17 protein-coding genes are annotated in these 21,261 nt (G+C 71.0%); 8 read left to right on the forward strand and 9 right to left on the reverse strand.

The annotated features are described in order from the left end of the window. Positions 1-44: 44 nt before the first annotated feature. The gene (glgB, locus tag ACIOEW_RS24075; RefSeq protein WP_401965830.1) at positions 45-2,483 is read left to right on the forward strand and encodes a 1,4-alpha-glucan branching enzyme; all 2,439 of its coding nucleotides are present in this window, start codon (positions 45-47) and stop codon (positions 2,481-2,483) included. A gap of 152 nt (positions 2,484-2,635) precedes the next feature. Continuing rightward, the gene (locus ACIOEW_RS24080; RefSeq protein WP_401965833.1) at positions 2,636-3,157 is read left to right on the forward strand and encodes a GNAT family N-acetyltransferase; all 522 of its coding nucleotides are present in this window, start codon (positions 2,636-2,638) and stop codon (positions 3,155-3,157) included. Positions 3,158-3,258: 101 nt separating this feature from the next. Here ACIOEW_RS24080 and ACIOEW_RS24085 read toward each other — a convergent pair whose 3' ends face one another. The 5 genes from ACIOEW_RS24085 to ACIOEW_RS24105 all read right to left on the reverse strand — a co-directional run bounded on the left by ACIOEW_RS24085 (position 3,259) and on the right by ACIOEW_RS24105 (position 8,418). Then, on the reverse strand, positions 3,259-3,789 hold the full coding sequence (locus ACIOEW_RS24085) for a DUF402 domain-containing protein (RefSeq protein ID WP_401965836.1): 531 nt from the start codon (positions 3,787-3,789) through the stop codon (positions 3,259-3,261). A gap of 200 nt (positions 3,790-3,989) precedes the next feature. Further along, complete coding sequence (locus ACIOEW_RS24090) at positions 3,990-5,462, reverse strand: glycoside hydrolase family 16 protein (protein WP_401965838.1); 1,473 nt, start codon at positions 5,460-5,462, stop codon at positions 3,990-3,992. A gap of 726 nt (positions 5,463-6,188) precedes the next feature. Continuing rightward, a complete protein-coding gene (gene trxA, locus ACIOEW_RS24095; RefSeq protein ID WP_401965840.1) occupies positions 6,189-6,533 on the reverse strand; it encodes a thioredoxin in 345 nt (114 codons plus the stop codon). Beyond that, positions 6,530-6,946 (reverse strand): MerR family transcriptional regulator, encoded by a 417-nt coding sequence (locus ACIOEW_RS24100; protein WP_401965842.1) that lies wholly within the window; start codon positions 6,944-6,946, stop codon positions 6,530-6,532. Before ACIOEW_RS24100 ends, trxA begins: the two co-directional genes overlap by 4 nt. Positions 6,947-7,056: 110 nt before the next feature. Then, complete coding sequence (locus tag ACIOEW_RS24105; RefSeq protein WP_401965845.1) at positions 7,057-8,418, reverse strand: cation:dicarboxylate symporter family transporter; 1,362 nt, start codon at positions 8,416-8,418, stop codon at positions 7,057-7,059. A 166-nt stretch (positions 8,419-8,584) separates the two neighbouring features. On the opposite strand from ACIOEW_RS24105, the gene ACIOEW_RS24110 reads away from it, so the two are divergent. The 3 genes from ACIOEW_RS24110 to ACIOEW_RS24120 all read left to right on the forward strand — a co-directional run bounded on the left by ACIOEW_RS24110 (position 8,585) and on the right by ACIOEW_RS24120 (position 11,734). After that, the gene (locus ACIOEW_RS24110; RefSeq protein WP_401965847.1) at positions 8,585-10,258 is read left to right on the forward strand and encodes an ATP-binding protein; all 1,674 of its coding nucleotides are present in this window, start codon (positions 8,585-8,587) and stop codon (positions 10,256-10,258) included. 5 nt (positions 10,259-10,263) lie between these two features. Next, on the forward strand, positions 10,264-10,938 hold the full coding sequence (locus tag ACIOEW_RS24115; RefSeq protein WP_401966169.1) for a response regulator: 675 nt from the start codon (positions 10,264-10,266) through the stop codon (positions 10,936-10,938). A 172-nt stretch (positions 10,939-11,110) separates the two neighbouring features. Then, positions 11,111-11,734 carry a helix-turn-helix transcriptional regulator gene (locus ACIOEW_RS24120; RefSeq protein ID WP_362556622.1) on the forward strand — a complete coding sequence of 208 codons (624 nt, stop codon included), beginning with the start codon at positions 11,111-11,113 and terminating at the stop codon, positions 11,732-11,734. Between the two features lie 15 nt (positions 11,735-11,749). On the opposite strand, the gene ACIOEW_RS24125 is transcribed toward ACIOEW_RS24120, so the two are convergent. Next, the gene (locus ACIOEW_RS24125) at positions 11,750-12,733 is read right to left on the reverse strand and encodes a hypothetical protein (RefSeq protein WP_401965850.1); all 984 of its coding nucleotides are present in this window, start codon (positions 12,731-12,733) and stop codon (positions 11,750-11,752) included. A gap of 213 nt (positions 12,734-12,946) precedes the next feature. Then, positions 12,947-13,972 (reverse strand): ATP-dependent 6-phosphofructokinase, encoded by a 1,026-nt coding sequence (locus tag ACIOEW_RS24130; protein WP_401965852.1) that lies wholly within the window; start codon positions 13,970-13,972, stop codon positions 12,947-12,949. Between the two features lie 310 nt (positions 13,973-14,282). On the opposite strand from ACIOEW_RS24130, the gene pta reads away from it, so the two are divergent. The 3 genes from pta (at position 14,283) to pyk (ending at position 19,104) form a co-directional block, all read left to right on the forward strand. Beyond that, complete coding sequence (pta, locus tag ACIOEW_RS24135) at positions 14,283-16,364, forward strand: phosphate acetyltransferase (RefSeq protein WP_362556613.1); 2,082 nt, start codon at positions 14,283-14,285, stop codon at positions 16,362-16,364. Then, positions 16,361-17,599, forward strand: a complete 1,239-nt coding sequence (locus ACIOEW_RS24140; protein ID WP_362556615.1) for an acetate kinase — start codon at positions 16,361-16,363, stop codon at positions 17,597-17,599. The genes pta and ACIOEW_RS24140 overlap by 4 nt, the downstream gene beginning before the upstream one ends. Before the next feature lie 74 nt (positions 17,600-17,673). After that, on the forward strand, positions 17,674-19,104 hold the full coding sequence (pyk, locus tag ACIOEW_RS24145; RefSeq protein ID WP_362556617.1) for a pyruvate kinase: 1,431 nt from the start codon (positions 17,674-17,676) through the stop codon (positions 19,102-19,104). A 206-nt stretch (positions 19,105-19,310) separates the two neighbouring features. On the opposite strand, the gene ACIOEW_RS24150 is transcribed toward pyk, so the two are convergent. After that, complete coding sequence (locus ACIOEW_RS24150; RefSeq protein ID WP_401965856.1) at positions 19,311-20,627, reverse strand: hypothetical protein; 1,317 nt, start codon at positions 20,625-20,627, stop codon at positions 19,311-19,313. After that, entirely contained in the window at positions 20,617-21,201 is a 585-nt protein-coding gene (locus tag ACIOEW_RS24155) for a DUF6114 domain-containing protein (protein ID WP_362557726.1), read from the reverse strand. The genes ACIOEW_RS24150 and ACIOEW_RS24155 overlap by 11 nt, the downstream gene beginning before the upstream one ends. Positions 21,202-21,261: the final 60 nt, after the last annotated feature.

Here is a 21,261-nt window from a genome sequence, read left to right on the forward strand (position 1 = left end):
TTCCGCCCGCCCCCCCATCCACACCCTCCGAGGAGGCTGTCCCTGTGACCGCCCGCAAGCCGTCCCGCAACGCGTCCGATCCCGCCCAGCCCACCACCGACGCCCCCCCTTCCGTGGCCCCCCTGTCCGCGGCCCCCGCCGAGCACGCGGACGCCGCCGCCGGCCCGGCCACCGGGACCCTCGCACCGGTGGAGGCTGACGCACCGCCCGCCGGGGCCGCAGCCCCGCCGGTCAAGCGGGCGAAGCGGGCAGCGGCCCCGCCTCGTCCCCGCCGCGCGGGCGGGCAGGGAGTCCGCCCGGCCCAGGTGCTCGACGACGGGGACCGGGCACGGCTCCTGGCGGGTGAGCACCACGCCCCGCACGAGCTGCTCGGCGCCCACCAGATCCGCGGCGGAGTCACCTTCCGGGTGCTGCGCCCGTTCGCCCGCTCGGTCACCGTGCTCGCCAAGGGGCTGCGGGCCCAGCTGCTCGACGACGGCGACGGGTTCTTCTCCGGGCTCCTGCCGATGCCCGCGGTCCCCGAGTACCGGCTCCTGGTGGCGTACGACGACAACGAGATCGAGATCCACGACCCGTACCGCTTCCTGCCCGCGCTCGGCGATCTCGATCTGCATCTGATCGGCGAGGGCCGGCACGAGGAGCTGTGGACCGCGCTCGGTGCCCGGACCATGGAACACCAGGGCGTCACCGGCACCCGGTTCACGGTGTGGGCGCCCAACGCCCGCGGGGTGCGGGTCAGCGGGGACTTCAACTACTGGGACGGCACCGGCTTCCCGATGCGTTCGCTCGGCTCCACCGGGGTGTGGGAGCTGTTCCTGCCGGCGATCGGGGAGGGGGCGCTGTACAAGTTCGACATCTGCCGCCCGGACGGCTCGCACACGCTGCGCGCCGACCCGATGGCCCGCCATGCCGAGGTCCCGCCGTCCAACGCCTCGGTCGTGACGGCAGCGCACCACGTGTGGCAGGACCAGGAGTGGATGGCCCACCGCGGGGACGTACCCGTGCACGAGGCACCGCTCTCGGTCTACGAGGTGCACCTGCCGTCCTGGCGGCCCGGTCTCACCTACCGTCAGCTTGCCGAGCAACTCCCCGCATACGTACGCGATCTGGGCTTCACCCACGTGGAGCTGATGCCGGTCTCCGAGCACCCCTTCGGCGGCTCCTGGGGCTATCAGGTCACCGGTTTCTACGCCCCGACGTCCCGGATGGGCTCGCCCGACGACTTCCGCTTCCTCGTCGACGCGCTGCACGGGGCCGGGATCGGCGTCATCGTCGACTGGGTCCCCGCGCACTTCCCGCGTGACGACTGGGCGCTCGCCGAGTTCGACGGCCGCCCGCTGTACGAGCACTCGGACCCGCAGCGGGCCGCCCACCCGGACTGGGGCACGCTCGAATTCGACTACGGCCGCACCGAGGTGCGCAACTTCCTCGTCTCCAACGCCACGTACTGGTGCGAGGAGTTCCACATCGACGGGCTGCGGGTCGACGCGGTCGCCTCGATGCTCTACCTCGACTACTCGCGCGAGGACGGGGAGTGGTCCCCGAACGAGCACGGCGGCCGGGAGAACCCGGACGCCGTCGCCTTCCTCCAGGAGATGAACGCGACGGTCTACCGCCGCAACCCCGGCGTCGTGACGATCGCGGAGGAGTCCACCGCCTGGGACGGCGTCACCCGCGCCACCCATCATGTGGGCCCCGGCGGATTCGGCGGCCTCGGCTTCGGGCTGAAGTGGAACATGGGCTGGATGCACGACTCGCTGGAGTACGTGTCGAAGGAGCCGGTGCACCGCAAGTACCACCACAACGAGATGACCTTCTCGATGGTGTACGCGTACAGCGAGAACTACGTCCTGCCGATCTCGCACGACGAGGTCGTGCACGGCAAGCGGTCGCTCGTCAGCAAGATGCCCGGCGACTGGTGGCAGCAGCGCGCCAACCACCGCGCTTATCTCGGCTTCATGTGGGCCCACCCCGGCAAGCAGCTCCTCTTCATGGGGCAGGAGTTCGCGCAGGGCGCGGAGTGGTCGGAGGGGCACGGCCCGGACTGGTGGCTGCTCGACCCGTCGTACGCGGCGGAGAGCGACCACCGGGGCGTACGGACGCTGGTCAGCGATCTGAACACGGTGTACGGGGCGACGCCCGCGCTCTGGCAGTGCGACACCGTTCCCGAGGGCTTCAGCTGGATCGAGGGCGGCGCCGCGGAGGACAACGCCTTCGCGTTCGTGCGCTACGACGCGGACGGATCGCCGCTGATCGCCGTCTCCCACTTCTCCCCGGTGGTGCGGAACGACTACCGCATCGGGGTACCGGACGGGCCGGAGGCCTGGGTGGAGGTCCTCAACACGGACGAGCTGCGGTACGGCGGCAGCGACGTACGCAACGAGGAGGCGCTGAAGCCGGAGGCGGTGGCGGCGCACGGCAGGGACACCAGCATCACGCTGACGCTCCCGCCGCTGGCGACGGTGTGGCTGCGGCCCGCCTGACCGGGTGACGTCGGAACGGGGCCGGGCCGGTGGGGGCGGGGTGCGCTCCCACCGGCCCGGCCCCACTCCCCCGACGGCTGTCTCTCCCGGCGGGGAAACGGCTTTGCGTCCCGGGTGACCGGCGTGGATGCTGTCTTGCCGGAGGTACGGAAATGATCGATGTGGTACTGAAGTTGTCAGTCCGCGATTTGACGCATGCGGACCTCGCATCGTGCGGGTGGTCAGGGTCCGAGCACCACCTGGTCGGCGTCGCCGGGCAGTTGGAACGCGCCCGGACCGGTGAGGTCGACTACCTTGCGGTCTGCCCCGCAACGGACATCCCCGTGGCGAAGGGCGGCGTCGACTACCGGGTCAAGGAAGGCGCAGGCACGCTCTGGCAGCTGGCGGTCCACCCCGCGTTGCAGTCGTGCGGGATCGGCGCGTTCCTCGTCGAAGCCGCGGAACAGCGGATCAGGGACCGCGGCCTGCTCCACGCCGAGCTGGCCGTGGAGGAGAGCAACCCCCGGGCGCGTGCTCTGTACGAACGGCTGGGTTATGTCGCGTACGGCCGCGAGCTGGACGCGTGGGACGAGCAGGCCCCCGATGGATCGTTGCGCCGCCACGAGACGATGTGCACGTTGATGCGGAAGGAACTCTCCTGCCCGCCTGGCCCGTCGCGGGCTGCTGCCCGCTGAGCACCTGGCCGGCGGCGGCTGCACCTCCCCGGGTCCACCTGATCTGCCCCGGGGCCAGGTCCGTTCACCTGACCCCGTCCCGGATCCCCGAAGAAGTCACGTCAGCTCTCCATGAGCGCCCAATCGCGAGGAAGGTCGACGGACAGCAGGGCCGTGACCTCGGCGGGCGGGAAGTCCGGCCAGCTGCGCTCCACTTCGTGCCGGCGGTTCAACCGCCGGTCCAGGAAGCGCTGGGTGCGGATCAAGCCGTCCGCGGCCTCAGCAGGGCTCAGTCGGCCGTCGGCCATCGCCGTGGCGAATTCGTCGAGGTCGAGGAGGCGGTAGGGGTGGTCAGGCGGCCCGACAACGACATCGATCCACAGGTCGTCGACCCGTAGCAGCTCGCCGTCCTGGGCAACAGCCACCAGGTCGCAGTACCACCAGCCCTGCTGCTCGGGAGGGAAGAGGACCGGCTGATTGATCTGGATCCCGTCGTCGAGCAACACGAAGCTGCGCTGGATGCAGCGCTGCCGCTGCTTCTCAAAGCCCCAGTCGTAGGCGACGACGTCCCCCCACCTGAGGCCCGCGGCCTGAAGTCGGCCGTCCCGCAGGACGGTCACCGGCTGTCCCGGGCGCGCCATCGAGTCAGTCACGGCGCCCAGCCTGTCATGGGACACCGCGGCCGTCATCCGAAGGCTGCCGGCCACCACGTGACCGGGTCCGTCGAAAGCCCCTGGGTGAGCTGTTCGAACTGGCCGGCAGCGCTGCCGTGTCCGGCGCTTGAGCGTAGGGACGGAGCGGGTGGGTGGGGTCGCACGGGAGTTCCCGTACGACCCCACCCGCGTGTGCCGCGCTATCCGAACGGGATGTGGACGACGGACTGGTTGCCGACGCCCACCGTGCTCGAGCCATTGCCGATCGCGTTCCAGATCTCGACCTTCACCGTGCCGTTGGCCAGGTTTCCGTGACTCCCGGTGGACGACATGAGTCCCTTGGCCTGCGTGTAGTGCTCGTACCCGTTGACCGGATCGGTGGCGAAGTAGTGGTACGTCTCCGTGCGGTCCCAGGTCCCGTCGCCCGTACGGTCGTAACTCACCCGCACCTGTTGCCCGTTCGCGATGGCGGTGCCCGAGTCGGCGAAGACGTCGAACTGGGTCGAGCCGCCGTCGTACGCCCGGGTGATGCCGGTTGCGGTGAAGGTCTGCGGACTGTGCGGGGCGCCGTCGTAGTTGCCGCCCCCGGCCGAGGCGACCGTCACCGACGAGGCGGTGGACTGGGTGGCCCCGAGACCGCCGGCGCTGCGCAGGGCGAGGGTGGAGGAGCCGGACGGCGGATCCGTGGGCGGATCGGTCGGCGGCTCGGTGGTGCCTCCGCCGCCCTTGGTCCAGACGCCCACGTAGTCGACCAGCATGGGCCGGCCCGGCACGGTCTCGGAGGTCGGGGTGGAGCCGCCGAGCGCGTTCGGGAAGGCGCCGCCGATCGCGAGGTTCAGCAGGAGGAAGTAGCCGGCGTGGTCCGTCATGTTCGCCCACGTCGTGGCGTCCAGCTGGTTCTGGGTGACGCTGTGGAAGAGCTGGTCGTCGACGTACCAGCGCAGGGCGTTCGGGGCGACGGCGCGGTCCCACTCGAAGCGGTAGGTGTGGAACGCGGACTGGCAGCTCGCCCCCGGGCAGGTGCGGCTGTTGCCGAGGCCGGTGGTCTCGTTGCAGGGGCCGCCCGGGTTGACCCCACAGTGCAGGACGCCCCAGACCGAGTTGATCCCGTTGACGTTCTCCATGATGTCGAACTCGCCGATGCCCGGCCAGTTCCAGTAGTTGCCCCGGTACGGGGAGCCGAGCGCCCAGAAGGCGGGCCAGTAGCCGAGGGCCGCATTGCCGGTGACGTTCGGCATCTGGACGCGGCCCTCGATGCGCAGCGTGCCGCCGGCCGGCGCCTTGAAGTCGGCCCGCTTGGTCTCGATGCGGCCGGAGGTCCAGTTGCCCGCGCTGTCGCGGAGCGGGGTGATGCGGAGGTTGCCGCCGCCGTCGAGGCTGACGTTGTCGGGGTCGGCGGTGTAGTTCTGGATCTCCCCGGTGCCCCAGTTTCCGGGGCCTCCGGGGTAGCCGTGCCCGGTGTCGATCTGCCAGTTCGCGGAGGACGGCAGGCTGCGGTTCGCGCCGTTGAAGTCGTCACTCCACTGCAGGTTCCAGCCGGGCGTGGCCGGCACGTCACCGCGGGCGGGCCCGGAGCCCGCGACGGTGATCACTCCAGCCAGAGTGAGGGCCAGGGCCGTGAGTGCGGCGAGGACAGTCGTGCGTCTGTGGGGGGTGGTGCGGCTCGTACGCAAAAGAACCTCCGGTGGGACGGTGCCGGGAAGGTTGTCGTTGAGAGCGCTCTCACCGATATTTAGATGCACTCGGAGCAGCCGTCAATGCCTCCCGTCGCCTGAGAGCGTCCGGCGACGGGGGCGGCGTCGCGGGGTGGGAGGCCGGGGCGAGGCCGGGGCGAGGCCGGGGCGAGGCCGGGGCGAGGCCGGGGCCGCACCACGAAGGCGTGGCCCGGGCCCCTTTCCCCCCGGGCGTCTCCGTATGGAAGGCAGGGAGAGGCGACATGCCGTACCCGACCGAAGTCTCGCGGGCTTCTTCGGCGGCTGGGTCGACGAGGCCCTGATGCGGATCACCGACGTCGTCTTCGCCTTCCCGGTCATCATCCTGGCGATGGCGGTGGCCGCCTCGCTCGGCCCGTCGCTACCCAACTCCGTCCTCGCGGGCGCCCTCGTCGGGTGGCCCGGATGCGCGCACCGTGCTCTCCACCGTGCTCTCCACCGTGCTCTCCCTGCGGGAGTCGGACTTCGTGCATGCCAACCAGCTCGCCGGGGTCGGCTCGGTCCGCTCGATCCTGGTGGACCTGGTGCCCGGCGTCGCCGGCTCGCTCCTCGCCCTGGCCATGCTCGACGTCGGCGGCGCGATCCTGCTGCTCGCCGGGCTGTCCTTCCTCGGGCTCGGTGCCAGGCTGACGGACGCCGGCGGACAGCCATGCGCGAAGGGCTGTCCGCCGGGGTGTGGGCCGGTGCTCAGACCGCCGCCGGCAGCACGTCCTCCAGCTCCTGGAGCAGGCGGCGCTTGGGGCGGGCGCCCACCATCGACTTCACCGGTTCGCCGTCCTGGAAGACCATCAGGGTCGGCATCGACAGTACGGCGTAGCGGCCCGTGATCTCCGGGTTGTGGTCCACGTCGATCTGCACCACCTTGAGCCGGCCGGTCTCCTCCTCGGCGATCGCGCTGAGCACCGGGGCCAGCTGACGGCAGGGGCCGCACCAGTCGGCGGTGAATTCGACCAGGACCGGCAGACCGGCTGCCAGCACCTCGGCCTCGAACGTCGTGTCGGTGACCTCGGCGACACCTTCTGCGTGGATCATCCTTCGTCCTCCCAGTTCAATTCACAACGTGGTTCGGGCCCGCCCGGCAGCTCGGCGGAGGCCTCGATCTCGGCGCGGGCCAGCTGGGCGCCCACCTCCGTACGAACCGACTGCAACTGGCCGATGAGCGCGTCCAGCTCGCCGAGCTTGCGCCGGTAGACGGCCAGTGAGGCCGGGCAGGCATCGCCCGCCGGATGGCCGGCGCGCAGACAGTCGACGAAGGGCCGGGTCTCCTCCAGGTCGAACCCGAAGTCCTGAAGGGTCCGGATCTGCTGGATCAGCCGCAGGTCCCCCTCGTCGTACGTGCGGTAGCCGTTCTCCGCGCGGCGTGCGGGCAGCAGGCCCCGTGACTCGTAGTACCGCAGCGTCCGTGTCGTCGTCCCGGCGCGTTCGGCCAGTTCCCCGATTCGCATGCCTCGACGGTAATCCTTGACGTCGGCGTCAAGGCAAGGGCGGACGGGCGGACGGACACACACGGATGCGGCCGGTACGGGAGTCCCGTACCGGCCGCATCGGCAACGCGTTACACCTTCGCGAGCGAGGGCTGCTCCTCGCCGCCGTCCCTGGCCTCGGGGACGTACGGCTCGGCGGGACCCTCGTCCGTGATCATCTTCTCGTCGAACGGAATCGCTCCGGAGAGGACCTGGTCCACCCGCTCCTTGTCGATCTCCTTGGTCCAGGTGCCGACGAGGACCGTGGCCACGGCGTTGCCCGCGAAGTTCGTCAGGGCGCGGGCCTCGCTCATGAAGCGGTCGATGCCGACGATCAGGCCGACGCCGTCCACCAGCTCGGGGCGGTGCGACTGGAGGCCTCCCGCGAGGGTGGCCAGTCCGGCGCCGGTGACGCCCGCCGCGCCCTTCGAGGCGATCACCATGAAGACGAGCAGCGAGATCTGCTCGCCGATGCTCAGCGGGTCGCCCGTCGCGTTGGCGATGAAGAGCGAGGCCATCGTGAGGTAGATCGCGGTGCCGTCGAGGTTGAAGGAGTAGCCGGTCGGCACGGTGATGCCGACGACGGGCTTGCTGACGCCCATGTGCTCCATCTTCGCGATCAGCCGCGGCAGGGCCGATTCGGACGAGGAGGTGGAGAGGATGAGCAGGAACTCCCGGCCCAGGTACTTCAGCAGGGAGAAGATGTTGACCCCGGCCACCATGCGCAGGATCGTGCCCAGGATCACGAACACGAAGAGCGCGCAGGTGACGTAGAAGCCGATCATGATGACCGCGAGGGACTTCAGCGCGTCCACGCCGGTCTCGCCGACCACCGCGGCCATGGCGCCGAACGCACCGACCGGGGCCACCCACATGATCATGGCGAGGATGCGGAAGACCAGGCGCTGGATATGGCCGATGCCGCGCAGGACCGGCTCGCCGGCCGAGCCCAGGGCCTGGAGCGCGAAGCCCGCGAGCAGGGCGATGAGCAGCGTCTGCAGGACCTCGCCCTCGGTGAAGGCCGACACGATGGTGGTGGGGATGATGCCGAGCAGGAACTCCGCGGTGGACTCGCTGTCCCCCGCCTGCGCCTCACCCGCGGCGCGGGTTGCCTCGGTGAGGTGGAGGCTGGAGCCGGGCTCCAGGATGTTGCCGACGACCAGGCCGATGGCCAGGGCCACGGTCGACATCACCAGGAAGTAGCCGAGGGCCAGACCGCCGACGGCGCCGACCTTGGCGGCCTTGCGTACGGAGCCGACCCCCAGCACGATCGTGCAGAAGATGATCGGCGAGATCATCATCTTGATGAGGTTGACGAAGCCGGTCCCGATCGGCTTGAGCTCGACGGCGGCGTCCGGAGCGACGAGGCCCACCAGAATGCCGAGCCCCACCGCCGCGATCACGGCAAGATACAGATATTTCGTACGGTCCCGCTTGGCGGCGGCCACTCCCACGGGGGTCTCCTCGGCTCGATCTTGTCCCTCCCCCGTCCCTGGGGGCCCCGGTGACTATCCCGCCCCCTGTGACGCCGGTCACCCTTGCGTGCATTTCGTTCACAAGAGGGGCCGGCCCCCCCCGGTGGCCGGCCCCTCTTGGTTTCCGGCCAGGCAGACTGTGGCCATGCGCTTCACCCTCCCCCGTACCCGCCCGCGCAGCCTGGCGGGCCAGCTCTTCGCCATGCAGGTGGTGCTGGTCGCAGCCGTGGTCGCGGGGTGCGCGTTCTTCGCGTACGTCTCCGGCAGCAGCCAGGCCAAGGAGACCGCGACCCGACAGGTGCGGACGGCCGCACTGGCGATCGCCGGTTCGCCCTCGGTACGGGAGGCGATCCGCACCCCGGACCCGTCGGCCGTGCTTCAGCCGTACGCGGAGCAGGTCCGCAAGGACACCAGGATCGCCTTCGTCACGATCATGGATCCGCATCGGGTCCGCTGGACGCACCCCGACGCCGAGCGGATCGGCGAGACCTTCCTCGGGCACACCGCGCGGGCCCTGCACGGCGAGACGTTCTCGGAGACGTACACCGGCACACTCGGCCCGTCGATACGGGTCGTCACGCCGATCCGGGACGGCGGCAGGATCGTCGGCCTCGTCAGTGCGGGCATCACGGTCGAGCGGGTCTCCTCGCAGGTCCGGGCCCAGCTGGGCGCGCTGGGGCTGGCGGCGGGCGCGGCGCTGGCGCTCGGCGGTCTCGGCACGTACGTGATCAACGCCCGGCTGCGGCGGCACACCCACGGGATGAACGCCTCCGAGCTGAGCCGGATGCACGACTACCACGAGGCCACCCTGCACGCGGTGCGCGAGGGGCTGCTGATGCTCGACGGGCAGCGCAGGATCGCCCTGATCAACGACGCGGGGCGCGAGCTGCTGGGTCTGGCTCCCGGCACGGTCGGGCGCCGGGTCGCCGAACTCGACCTGCCGGCCCCGCTGACCGGGGCCCTGCTCGCCTCCGAGGAGCGGGTCGACGAGGTGCATCTGACGGCGGACCGGGTGATCGTCGTCAACACCCGTCCGGTGGTGGGCGGGGAGCGGCGCGGCACCGTCGTCACCCTGCGGGATCACACGGAACTCCAGGCGCTCTCCGGCGAACTGGACTCCGAGCGCGGGTTCACCCAGGCCCTGCGCTCGCAGGCGCACGAGGCGGCGAACCGGCTGCACACGGTGGTCTCGCTGATCGAGCTGGGCCGGGAGCAGGAGGCGGTCGGCTTCGCCACGGCGGAGCTGGAGCTGGCCCAGGTCCTCACCGACCGGGTCGTGGGCGCGGTCGCCGAACCGGTGCTCGCGGCACTGCTGCTCGGCAAGGCCGCGCAGGCGAACGAGCGCGGGGTGGAGCTGGTCCTTGCGGACGACAGCCTGATCGACGACGGCGCCCTGCCGGCGACGCTGCCGCAGCGGGACCTGGTGACCATCCTCGGCAATCTGATCGACAACGCGGTGGACGCGGCGTCGGAGGCGGTGACCGGCACCCCCGACACCGGTGCCGGCGGCGTCCCCGTCCAGCGCACGGGCCCCCGGCCGGCCCGCGCCCGGGTCACGGTCACCGCACTCGCCGGCGACGGGGAACTCCTGCTGCGCGTCGCCGACAACGGGGCGGGCGTCGGACCGGCCGACGCCGCGGAGGTGTTCCGCCGCGGCTGGTCGACGCACGGCGCCGGCCGCGGGCTCGGCCTGGCGCTCGTCCGGCAGGCCGCGCACCGCAACGGCGGGGCCGTGGGGCTGGAACAGGGACCGGACGGCGGCGCGGAGTTCACCGTACGGCTGCCGCTGGACAGCGCACAGAAGGAGGCGGCCCTGTGAACCCCGTGATCCAGGTGCTGGTCGTCGAGGACGACCCCGTCGCCGCCGACGCCCATCAGCTGTACGTGGACCGCGTCCCGGGATTCTCCGTGGCGGCCGTCGCGCACACCCGCGCCGAGGCGGTGCGGGCCCTGGACCGTGTCCCGGTCGACCTCCTGCTCCTCGATCTGTACCTGCCCGACGGGCACGGGCTGCAGCTCCTGCGCGCGCTGCGCGCGGCCGGGCACGCGGCCGATGTGATCGCGGTGACCTCGGCGCGCGATCTGGCCGTTGTCCGCGAGGGGGTCTCGCTCGGCGTCGTCCAGTACGTACTGAAGCCCTTCACCTTCGCCACGTTGCGCGACCGGCTCGTCCGTTACGCCGAGTTCCGCTCCACGGCCGGTGAGGCGAGCGGCCAGGACGAGGTGGACCGCGCGCTGGCCACCCTGCGCACCCCGCAGCCCGCCCGCCTGCCCAAGGGCCTCAGCAGCCCGACCCTGGAGGCGGTGACCGGTGTGCTGCGGGCTGCCCCGGACGGCGTGACGGCGGCGGCGGCCGGACTGGAGCTCGGCATCTCCCGCATCACCGCACGCCGCTACCTGGAACACCTGGTGACGGCCGGCCGGGCGGTGCGCAGTCCGCAGTACGGACAGATCGGACGCCCGGAGCTGCACTACCGGTGGCTGGCGGAAGGGCGCTGAGCGGGGTCCGCGGTGACCCGGTAGAGGCCGCCCGGCCTGGACGTTCCTACGAGCCGTGAACTCGGGCGAACACACCGTAGTCATATGCCCCCCGGCCTCTTACCGTGGGGCCGTGCACCCCACCCCGCCTTTCAACGCCCCCGCCGCGCGCAGACTGCGCGAGGCCCTGGGGATGGCTCCCGGTCATGTCGCCTACGGTCTCGGCGCCCAGTACGGACTCCGGATCAGCGCCGAGACGGTCGTCGACTGGGAGCGCGGGCTCGCCCGGCCGACCGAGTACGAACTCACCGCCCTGGCAGGGGTCTTGTGGTGCGCCCCGGGCGAACTCCTCACCGCCGCCAGAACGCTCCGCGAGCATCGGATCGCCCGGGATCTGACCGCGGACGAGCTGGCGGGGCAGCTGGGGATGTCCGTGTCCTCGTATCTGCGGATGGAGGAGTCGGCCCGGTGGCGCGGCAACGAACGCCAGTCCGCGGCACTCATCGAGGCGCTGGGACTCGACGCGGCCGAATTCGTGACGGCCTGCGGGCGGGACGAGGAACTGGCCGGACTGCTGCGCAGCGCGGTGACGACCCGCTGGCAGGCATACGTCAAGCCGGTGTCGAAGCTCGCGCCGGTGGACCGGTCACTGGTGCAGGAGATGCTGGAGCGGCTGCACTCGGACTACCAGGCGCGGATGGCGTCCACCCTCAGCTGGAGCAGCACGGGAACGGAACGGCCGGGCGCGAGCGGGGACGCCGGCCGGGCGTTCCTGGCGGGGATCGTGGAACGGTTCTGGGCCACGGCGGAGGCGTAGTGCGTACCCGGCCGGTCAGGCGGTGGCGTCCGCCGTGGCCCCGGCGCCTCGGGGAGAGACACGCGGCGGCCGCAACCGGCCCTGGAGGACCGCGAAGGCGGTGCAGATGACGGGGAGCGTCACGGCCGCGGTGACCAGGATGCCGACGATGACGGGCGCGAGGATGCCCGCGTAGTACGCGGCGAAGAAGTTGCCCGTGCCCCGCTCGACCAGGTCGCGTACGAGAGGCCGCAGCGGCAGCGCGAGCTGTACCACCAGCCGGAGCACCCCGGCGGTGACCGCGGCCAGCGGCAGCGCGAGGACGAGGACGCGGACCGCTCCGGCACGCGTCCGCGTCAGTGTCCAGGAACGGCGCAGGGCCGCGCGGGCGCCCAGGCCGTCGGCCGCGGCGGCCGGAGCGAGGGTGAGGGCGAGGCGCAGCAGTACGGCGACGAACACGGCGGCCACGGGAGAGACCTCGACCAGTGCGTGGGGCCACGATCCGCGTGCCAGGACCTCGTCCTCGGTGTCGATGTGGTCGCCGGTGAGACGGTCCGCCACGTAGAGGACGAGCAGCGGCAGGGACCACACGATCAGACCGCGCAGCACGTAGACGGCGAGCACCGGCCGCAGTCGCGGGGAGGACCCGCGGGGCTCCGCTGCAACCGCCCGCGAACACACGCTCTGCAGGGCGGCGGTGCCGGTACCGAGGATCAGCAGGAAGAGCGGGAGCGTGACGAGGGCGACCAGGGTCAGGTCGGTGTGGTCGTGCAGGTAGGGGTCCTCCATCAGGTGGTACCTGACGCGTTCGTCGCGCATGTGGGTGAACAGGGGCCATGCGAGCGCGAATACCGCGGCCGTCACGAGCAGCCCTGCCAGTCCGGACAGGCCGACGACGCGTCCCGTCGCACCTGCCAGAGCGCCGCGGTTGCGCCGCAGGACGGTGAAGGCCGTGGCGGTGATGCCGCGTTGCGGGCCCGTGTGCGCGGGTGGCGCCGTGCGGTCGTGGTGCATGGGCATGGGGATGAGCCTTCTGTGTACGCCGGATCCGTTCGCTCCCGTGAAGGACGCGGAACGGACCCGGCACGGTTCTCCGGACATGCCCGGCCGGCTCCCGCCCTCCGGACATGCTCCGCCCGGGCGGCTCCCGCCGGGGAAAACAGCGAGCGGCCCCGGCCCTCCCGCTGCTGGGGATTGCCGGGGCCGCTGGTCGCCCCATCGCGCCCGTACCGGTCAGAAGACCGATTCGGCCTCGTGCATCCGCTCCAGCGGAACCGTCTTGAGCTGCGTGACCGCGTCGGCCAGCGGCACCATCTCGATGTCGTTGCCGCGCAGGGCCGTCATGTTCCCGAAGTCGCCCCGGTGCGCCGCCTCCACCGCGTGCCAGCCGAAGCGGGTGGCGAGTACCCGGTCGTACGCGGTCGGCGTGCCGCCGCGCTGGACGTGGCCGAGGATGACCGGGCGGGCCTCCTTGCCGAGGCGGGTCTCCAGCTCGACGGCGAGGCGGTTGCCGATGCCCTGGAAGCGCTCGTGACCGTACTGGTCGATCGCGCCCTTGGCGTAAGGCATGGAGCCCTCGGCCGGGTGCGCGCCCTCGGCGACGCAGATGACCGCGAACTTCTTGCCGCGCGCGAAGCGTTCCTCGACCATCTTGACCAGGTCCTCGACCTGGAACTTCCGCTCGGGCAGACAGATGCCGTGCGCACCGCCGGCCATGCCGGACTCCAGCGCGATCCAGCCCGCGTGGCGGCCCATCACCTCGACGACCATGACGCGCTGGTGGGACTCGGCGGTGGTCTTGAGCCGGTCTATGGCCTCGGTGGCGACGCCCACCGCGGTGTCGAAGCCGAAGGTGCGGTCGGTGGCCGAGATGTCGTTGTCGATGGTCTTCGGGACGCCGACGACGGGCATGCCCGCGTCGGACAGCATCCGGGCGGCCGTGAGGGTGCCCTCGCCGCCGATCGGGATGAGTGCGTCCATGCCGTAACGGCGGCTCAGCTCGGCGCAGTTCTCGGCGGCTTCGCGCAGCCGGTCGCGCTCCAGGCGGGCCGAGCCGAGAATGGTGCCGCCGCGGGCGAGGATGCCGCTCACCGCGTTGAGGTCGAGGGGGCGGAAGTGGCCGTCGAGGAGGCCCTTGAACCCGTCCTCGAACCCGATGACTTCATCGCCGTGACCCACCACGGCACGGTGCACGACCGAGCGGATCACTGCGTTCAGGCCTGGGCAGTCGCCGCCTGCGGTGAGAACTCCGATGCGCATCGTGCTGTATCTCCTGTTCGCTGGACCCTCATCCGCCGGGAAGGCCCCGAGGCCGTCCTGCGCTGTGCGGGCCGGGGCAACGGCGTCATCCCCCGTACCGTGAGTCCCGAGGATTGTCCCACGTCAGGTCCGTACCTCGCGCTTTCGGCTGCTCCATGGGCGGCCGAACCAGCTGCGGCGGTGGCCACGACGGCCGCGACCAGGGGCTTTCGTCCGGCGGGCGGCCTCTCGGTCCCCGCAGGTATCGTCAAACAGGCGATATCACTCGAACCGGACAACATACCGGACAAGAGATGACGGGAGAGCACGCGTGACGCGCAGCGTGTACGTGACCGGGATCGACCGGGGAGACGGCCGACAGGTCGTCGATCTGGGAGTCATGGAGCTCCTGACGCGTCAGGTGGACCGGGTCGGGGTCTTCCGGCCCCTGGTCCACGACGACCCCGACCGGCTCTTCGAGCTGTTGCGGGCCCGCTACCGGCTCTCCCAGGACCCGGGGACCGTCTACGGCCTCGACTACCACCAGGCCTCGGCGATCCAGGCGGAGCAGGGTACCGACGAACTGGTCTCCCGGCTCGTCGAGCGCTTCCACCGGGTGGCCGCGGAGTACGAGGTGGTGCTCGTCCTCGGAACCGACTTCGCCGCCACCCAGCTCCCCGACGAGCTGGCGCTGAACGCCCGGCTCGCCAACGAGTTCGGCGCCTCGGTGATCGCGGTGGTCGGCGGCCAGGCCCAGGACGCGGAGTCCGTGCGGGCCGAGACGCGCAACGCGTACCGCGCGTACGCCGGTCTGGGCTGCGACGTGCTCGCGATGATCGTGAACCGGGTGGCCTCCGCGGACCGCGAGGTGATCGCGGAGCGGCTTTCGGCCACGCTGCCGGTGCCCTGTTCGGTGCTGCCCGACGACCCGGCGCTCTCTGCGCCGACGGTCGCGCAGATCACCGCGGCACTGGGCGGCACGGTGCTGCTCGGTGACGACGCGGGGCTGGCGCGGGACGCGCTGGACTTCGTGTTCGGCGGTGCGATGCTGCCCAATCTGCTGAAGGCGCTGACACCGGGGTGCCTCGTGGTGACCCCCGGGGACCGGTCCGACCTGGTGGTCGGCTCGCTGGCCGCGCACAGCGCGGGCACGCCGCCCATCGCGGGCGTACTGCTGACGCTGAACGAACGGCCGGGCGAGGAGATACTCAAGCTGGCCGCACGACTCGCACCGGGCACTCCGGTCGTCTCGGTGGCCGGCGGTTCCTTCCCCACGGCCGGGGAGCTCTTCGCCCTGGAGGGCAAGCTGAACGCGGCGACGCCGCGCAAGGCCGAGACCGCGCTGGGGCTCTTCGAGCGACATGTCGACACCGGAGCCCTCCTCGACCGGATCTCGGTCGCCCGCAGCGGCCGGGTCACGCCGATGATGTTCGAGCACGAGCTGCTGGAACAGGCACGCGCTGACCGGCGCCGGGTGGTGCTGCCGGAGGGCACGGAGGAACGGGTGCTGCGCGCCGCCGACGTACTGATGCGGCGCGACGTCTGCGACCTCACCCTGCTCGGCGACCCCGACGTCATCCGCAAGAAGGCCGCCGACCTCGGCATCGACCTGGCAAGCACTCAGCTGATCGACCCGCAGACCTCCGAGCTGCGCCAGGCCTTCGCGGAGCGGTACGCGCAGCTGCGCGCCCATCGCGGGGTGACGGTCGAGCTCGCGTACGACGTCGTCTCGGACGTCAACTACTTCGGCACCCTGATGGTCCAGGAGGGGCTCGCGGACGGCATGGTCTCCGGGGCCGTGCACTCCACGGCGGCGACGATCCGGCCGGCCTTCGAGATCATCAAGACCAAGCCGGACGCCTCGATCGTCTCGTCGGTGTTCTTCATGTGTCTCGCCGACAAGGTCCTGGTGTACGGCGACTGCGCGGTCAACCCGGACCCGAACGCGGAGCAGCTCGCGGACATCGCCGTGCAGTCCGCGGTCACCGCCGCCCGCTTCGGCGTGGAGCCCCGGATCGCGATGCTCTCGTACTCGACCGGGACGTCGGGGTCGGGCGCCGACGTCGACAAGGTCCGTGAGGCGACGGACCGGGTGCGCGCGAGCCGCCCGGACCTGATGATCGAGGGCCCGATCCAGTACGACGCCGCGGTGGAGCCGAGCGTCGCCGCGACGAAGCTGCCCGGCTCCGAGGTGGCGGGCCAGGCGACGGTGCTGATCTTCCCGGACCTGAACACCGGCAACAACACCTACAAGGCCGTGCAGCGCTCGGCGGGCGCGGTGGCCGTGGGCCCGGTCCTCCAGGGGCTGCGCAAGCCTGTCAACGACCTGTCCCGGGGCGCACTCGTCCAGGACATCGTCAACACCGTGGCCATTACGGCGATCCAGGCACAGGGCGAGGAGCGACCCGCATGACCACCCCCACCGCAGAAGACACAGCAGGCACCGGAGCGAGCCGGGTGCTCGTCCTCAACTCCGGATCCTCCTCCGTGAAGTACCAGCTCCTCGACATGCGCGACCACTCCCGGCTCGCGTCCGGCCTGGTCGAGCGGATCGGCGAGGAGACCTCCCGCCTCGTCCACACCCCGCTGGCCGGCGGCGGCGAGAGCCGGGAGCGCACCGGCCGGATCCCCGACCACGAGGCGGCGCTCAAGGCGGCGGCCGAGGAGCTGGCGGCCGACGGGCTCGGGCTGGACTCCCCCGAACTGGCGGCGATCGGCCACCGGGTGGTGCACGGCGGGCTGCGGTTCACCGAGCCGACCGTGATCACGGACGAGGTGCTGAAGGAGATCGAGCGCCTGGTACCGGTGGCACCGCTGCACAACCCGGCGAACATCACCGGCATCCGCACCGCCCAGGCGCTGCGCCCCGACCTGCCGCAGGTGGCGGTCTTCGACACCGCGTTCCACACGACGATGCCGGAGTACGCCTCGCGGTACGCGATCGACGTGGAGACGGCCGACGCCCACCGGATCCGGCGCTACGGATTCCACGGCACCTCGCACGCGTACGTCTCCCGCAAGACGGCCGAGCTGCTGGGCAGTGCCCCGGAGGACGTGAACGTCATCGTGCTGCACCTGGGCAACGGCGCATCGGCCTCGGCCGTGGCGGGCGGCCGGTGCGTGGAGACCTCGATGGGACTGACCCCCTTGGAGGGGCTGGTCATGGGTACGCGTTCCGGAGACATCGATCCGGCGGTCACCTTCCACCTCAAGCGGGTGGCGGGCATGTCGGCCGACGAGATCGACGTGCTGCTGAACAAGAAGAGCGGGCTGGTCGGCCTCTGCGGCGACAACGACATGCGGGAGATCAGGCGCCGGGTCGACGCGGGCGACGAGCGGGCCGCGCTCGCCTTCGACATCTACGTGCACCGGCTGAAGAAGTACATCGGCGCCTATTCGGCGGTCCTCGGGCGGGTGGACGCGGTCGTGTTCACGGCCGGGGTCGGGGAGAACTCCGCTCCGGTACGGGAGGCTGCCATCGCGGGTCTGGAGGAGCTCGGACTCGTGGTGGACGCGGATCTCAACGCCGTACGGTCCGGCGAACCGCGGCTGATCTCGCCGAATTACGCACGGGTCGCGGTCGCCGTGGTGCCGACGGACGAGGAGCTGGAGATCGCCGGCCAGACCTTCGCACTGGTCGACAACTGAGCACCCCCGCGCCCCTTTGTATCTTCCACCAGACGGAATATTCCGCAGCGAAACAAACCGATAGGATCCGCCTCATGCGCCGTTCCAAAATCGTCTGCACCCTCGGTCCCGCCGTCGACTCCCATGAGCAGCTCGTCGCTCTGATCGAGGCCGGCATGAGCGTGGCCCGATTCAACTTCAGTCACGGTTCCCACGCGGAGCACCAGGGTCGTTACGACCGGGTCCGCAAGGCCGCCGCCGAGACCGGCCGGGCGGTCGGCGTGCTCGCCGACCTCCAGGGCCCGAAGATCCGCCTCGCGAAGTTCGCCGAGGGCCCCGTCGAACTGGTCCGCGGGGACGAGTTCGTCATCACCGCCGAGGACGTCCCCGGGGACAAGTCGATCTGCGGCACGACCTACAAGGGCCTGCCCGGCGACGTCGCCAAGGGCGACCCGATCCTGATCAACGACGGCAACGTCGAGCTGAAGGTCGTCTCCGTGGACGGCCCCCGCGTCCACACCATCGTCATCGAGGGCGGGGTGATCTCCGACCACAAGGGGATCAACCTGCCGGGTGCGGCGGTCAACGTCCCCGCCCTGTCCGAGAAGGACATCGACGACCTGCGCTTCGCCCTGAAGATGGGCTGCGACCTGGTCGCGCTCTCCTTCGTGCGGGACGCGAGCGACGTCAAGGACGTCCACAAGGTCATGGACGAGGAGGGCCGCCGGGTCCCCGTCATCGCCAAGGTCGAGAAGCCGCAGGCCGTCGACAACATGGAGGGCATCATCGCGGCGTTCGACGGCGTGATGGTCGCCCGTGGCGACCTCGCCGTCGAGTACCCGCTGGAGAAGGTCCCGATGGTGCAGAAGCGCCTGGTGGAGCTCTGCCGGCGCAACGCCAAGCCGGTGATCGTGGCGACCCAGATGATGGAGTCGATGATCACCAACTCGCGCCCGACCCGCGCCGAGGCGTCCGACGTCGCCAACGCGATCCTGGACGGTGCCGACGCGGTCATGCTGTCCGCCGAGTCCTCCGTGGGCGCGTACCCGATCGAGACGGTCAAGACGATGTCGAAGATCGTCGTCGCCGCCGAGGAGGAGCTGCTCTCCAAGGGCCTCCAGCCGCTGGTGCCGGGCAAGAAGCCCCGCACCCAGGGTGGTTCGGTGGCCCGCGCGGCCTGCGAGATCGCGGACTTCCTGAACGGTGAGGCGCTGGTCGCCTTCACCAAGTCCGGCGACACCGCCCGCCGCCTCTCCCGCTATCGCGCGGCCCAGCCCATCCTGGCCTTCACCACGGACGAGTCGACCCGCAACCAGCTGGCCCTCAGCTGGGGCGTCGAGGCCTACGTGGTCCCGCACGTGGACAACACGGACGCCATGGTGGACCTGGTCGACGCGGAGCTGCTGAAGCTGAACCGCTACAGCAACGGCGACACGATGGTCATCACGGCCGGCTCGCCTCCCGGCATCCCCGGCACGACCAACATGGTGCGCGTGCACCACGTGGGCGGCCAGAGCCGCGACTGACCGCACAGCGGTCCCGCACACGCGAGGGCGGTGCCCCGGTTCGGAACGAACCGGGGCACCGCCCTCGGGCGTTCAGATGGCGGCTTCCGGGCCCGCCGCGTTCCGGGCACGGACGAATCCCCAGCCGCACAACGACTGTGGCCGCACCCCCTTGTCAGGGGGTGCGGCCACAGTCGTTGTGCGGCTCCCGAACGGGTCCGTGTGCGTCAGCCGGTGCCTTCGGTGAAGTAGTTCTGCAGACCCGGCACCGTCAGCGTCCCGCCGAACTGGCCTGCCTGCTTCAGCTTCACGTTGGTGAAGAACGCGAACGGCACGTTCAACGGCGGCGGGGTCTCCGGGCTGAAGGTGATCGGGATGAGGCCGAAGAGGTTGCCCTTCAGCTCCTCCGTGTACATCGTCACCTCGCCGTCGCGGATGGTGGACGTGGAGCCCTTCCGCGCCTTCACATGGCCGGTCACGCCCGGCTGCGGGCCGACCGTCAGCTGGTGGAGGTCCTTGATGTCGATGGAGGAGGCGGTGAACTTCAGCACCTTCTTCGTGCTGCCGTCGCCCTTCTCCACCTCGACGATGCCCTTGTAGTCGAGCCCGCTCAGAGTGAGCAGCGAAGTCTCCAGGACCCACGGGTCGTTCGGGAGACGGGGGATGCCCTGCTCCAGATCGGCCGCGGCCAGGGCCTTCGGGTCGGCGGTCGGGCACGGGAAGGAGGGCTTGGCGCCGTCCGGGATGTCCTCGTCCGCCTTGGGGTCGAGTCCCTTGACGTCCTCGCCGAGCTCCTCGACCGGCTTGCCGGCCTTCTCAGCCGCCTCACGGATGGCGTCGGTGGTCTTGTCGACCGTGCCCTTCGCCGCGTCCGTGACCTTCTCGGCAGTCTTCTCGACGGGCTTGTCGGCAGCCTTGTCCGTGGCCTCCGCGGTGGCGGACTTCGAGGGCTCCGGGGCCGCCGTGGTGGTGCTCGGGGACGGGCTCGCCGTCTCCTTGTCCGGGCCGTCGAAGAGGTCCTTGAGCTTGTCACCCAGGCCCAGCGGGTCGAGCGGGTTCGTCGACTTCGTGGGGGTGGGACTCGGGCTCGCCGTCGCTGCCGGGGCGTCGGCGCTCTTCCTGGCCGCCTCGGCCGTCGCTTCGCCGGTGGCGCTCGCCGACGCCGACGGGGTGGCCGTGGGCTTCCCGGTCGCCTCGTCGCTCTTGTCCGGCGTGGGCTCGGCGCTCCCGGTGGCCGACGGGGACGGCGTCTTCGACGCCGAGGGCGACGGTTCCGCCGACTCGCTCGGCTCGTCGGAGCGCGTCACACAGGGGCCGGGCGCGAAGGGGATGTCCGTGTTGTCGTCGGCCATCGCGAGCTTGGGGGTGAGCCCCATCCCGACGAAGACCGCCGTCGGCATCGCGGCGAGCGCGAACGCCTTCTTGCCGGAGGGCATGTGCAGCTTCGTCAGCAGCGACTTCCTGGGGGCTGCGTGGCGCGGCCCTCTTCGCTCCTGGAACCCGCCCTCCTCCAGGGCGTTCACCTGACTGTCGTCACCCCGCACGATGCCTCCCGCCGTCGACCTCAACTGTCGTGTCGTATTGCGCCGGCTGCTGCTCGGGGACGCCGTGGAACGCCGCCTCGGGATGCGCCGGGGACAGCTCGTCCTTCGCGAACGAGATGCCGTCCGGCTCCTGAGCTCCGAGAGCGCCCGCGGCCGGTCCGGCCTCGTCCGCCTTCGGCTCGCCCGGGACCCAGGACACCGAGAGTGCCCCACCGATCAGGGCGAACAGGAAGCCGATCAAGAAGCCGCCGATGTTGGCGACGGGTATGGAGATCAGTGCCAGCAGGATCGACGCGACACCGGCGAACACCCGGACGATGTGGTGGAACCACATCGTCAGACCAAGCGTGATCAGCAGGACCCCGATGATGAGCGATCCGGCGCCCGCGGTGGTGGACATGGCCAGTGTCATGTTGCCGAGGTGCATGTTCGCGTACGGGAAGTACGCGATGGGCACGCCGCCCAGCATGGTGAACAGACCCGCCCAGAACGGCCGGTTACCCCGCCAGGTGCGGAATTCCCGCCGGAAGGTGGTGAGGTAGTGCTCGTTCTGCCCTGTGGATTCGGGGCTCATGGAAAACAGCTCCCTGGAACCGGTACTGCTGTGAGAAAGAGAAGGGTGGGCGGCCGGGGG

Origin of the sequence: Streptomyces sp. NPDC087901 (assembly GCF_044742205.1) — a bacterium.
Lineage (GTDB): Bacteria > Actinomycetota > Actinomycetes > Streptomycetales > Streptomycetaceae > Streptomyces.

What these genes read in the sequence shown, in the direction of transcription:
- ACIOEW_RS24080 (WP_401965833.1), top strand. Translation starts at nt 2,636, where the DNA reads ATGATCGATGTGGTACTGAAGTTGTCAGTCCGCGATTTGACGCATGCG.
- trxA (WP_401965840.1), bottom strand. Translation starts at nt 6,533, where the DNA reads ATGATCCACGCAGAAGGTGTCGCCGAGGTCACCGACACGACGTTCGAG.
- ACIOEW_RS24100 (WP_401965842.1), bottom strand. Translation starts at nt 6,946, where the DNA reads ATGCGAATCGGGGAACTGGCCGAACGCGCCGGGACGACGACACGGACG.
- ACIOEW_RS24110 (WP_401965847.1), top strand. Translation starts at nt 8,585, where the DNA reads ATGCGCTTCACCCTCCCCCGTACCCGCCCGCGCAGCCTGGCGGGCCAG.
- ACIOEW_RS24120 (WP_362556622.1), top strand. Translation starts at nt 11,111, where the DNA reads ATGGCTCCCGGTCATGTCGCCTACGGTCTCGGCGCCCAGTACGGACTC.
- ACIOEW_RS24125 (WP_401965850.1), bottom strand. Translation starts at nt 12,733, where the DNA reads ATGCCCATGCACCACGACCGCACGGCGCCACCCGCGCACACGGGCCCG.
- ACIOEW_RS24130 (WP_401965852.1), bottom strand. Translation starts at nt 13,972, where the DNA reads ATGCGCATCGGAGTTCTCACCGCAGGCGGCGACTGCCCAGGCCTGAAC.
- ACIOEW_RS24140 (WP_362556615.1), top strand. Translation starts at nt 16,361, where the DNA reads ATGACCACCCCCACCGCAGAAGACACAGCAGGCACCGGAGCGAGCCGG.
- pyk (WP_362556617.1), top strand. Translation starts at nt 17,674, where the DNA reads ATGCGCCGTTCCAAAATCGTCTGCACCCTCGGTCCCGCCGTCGACTCC.
- ACIOEW_RS24155 (WP_362557726.1), bottom strand. Translation starts at nt 21,201, where the DNA reads ATGAGCCCCGAATCCACAGGGCAGAACGAGCACTACCTCACCACCTTC.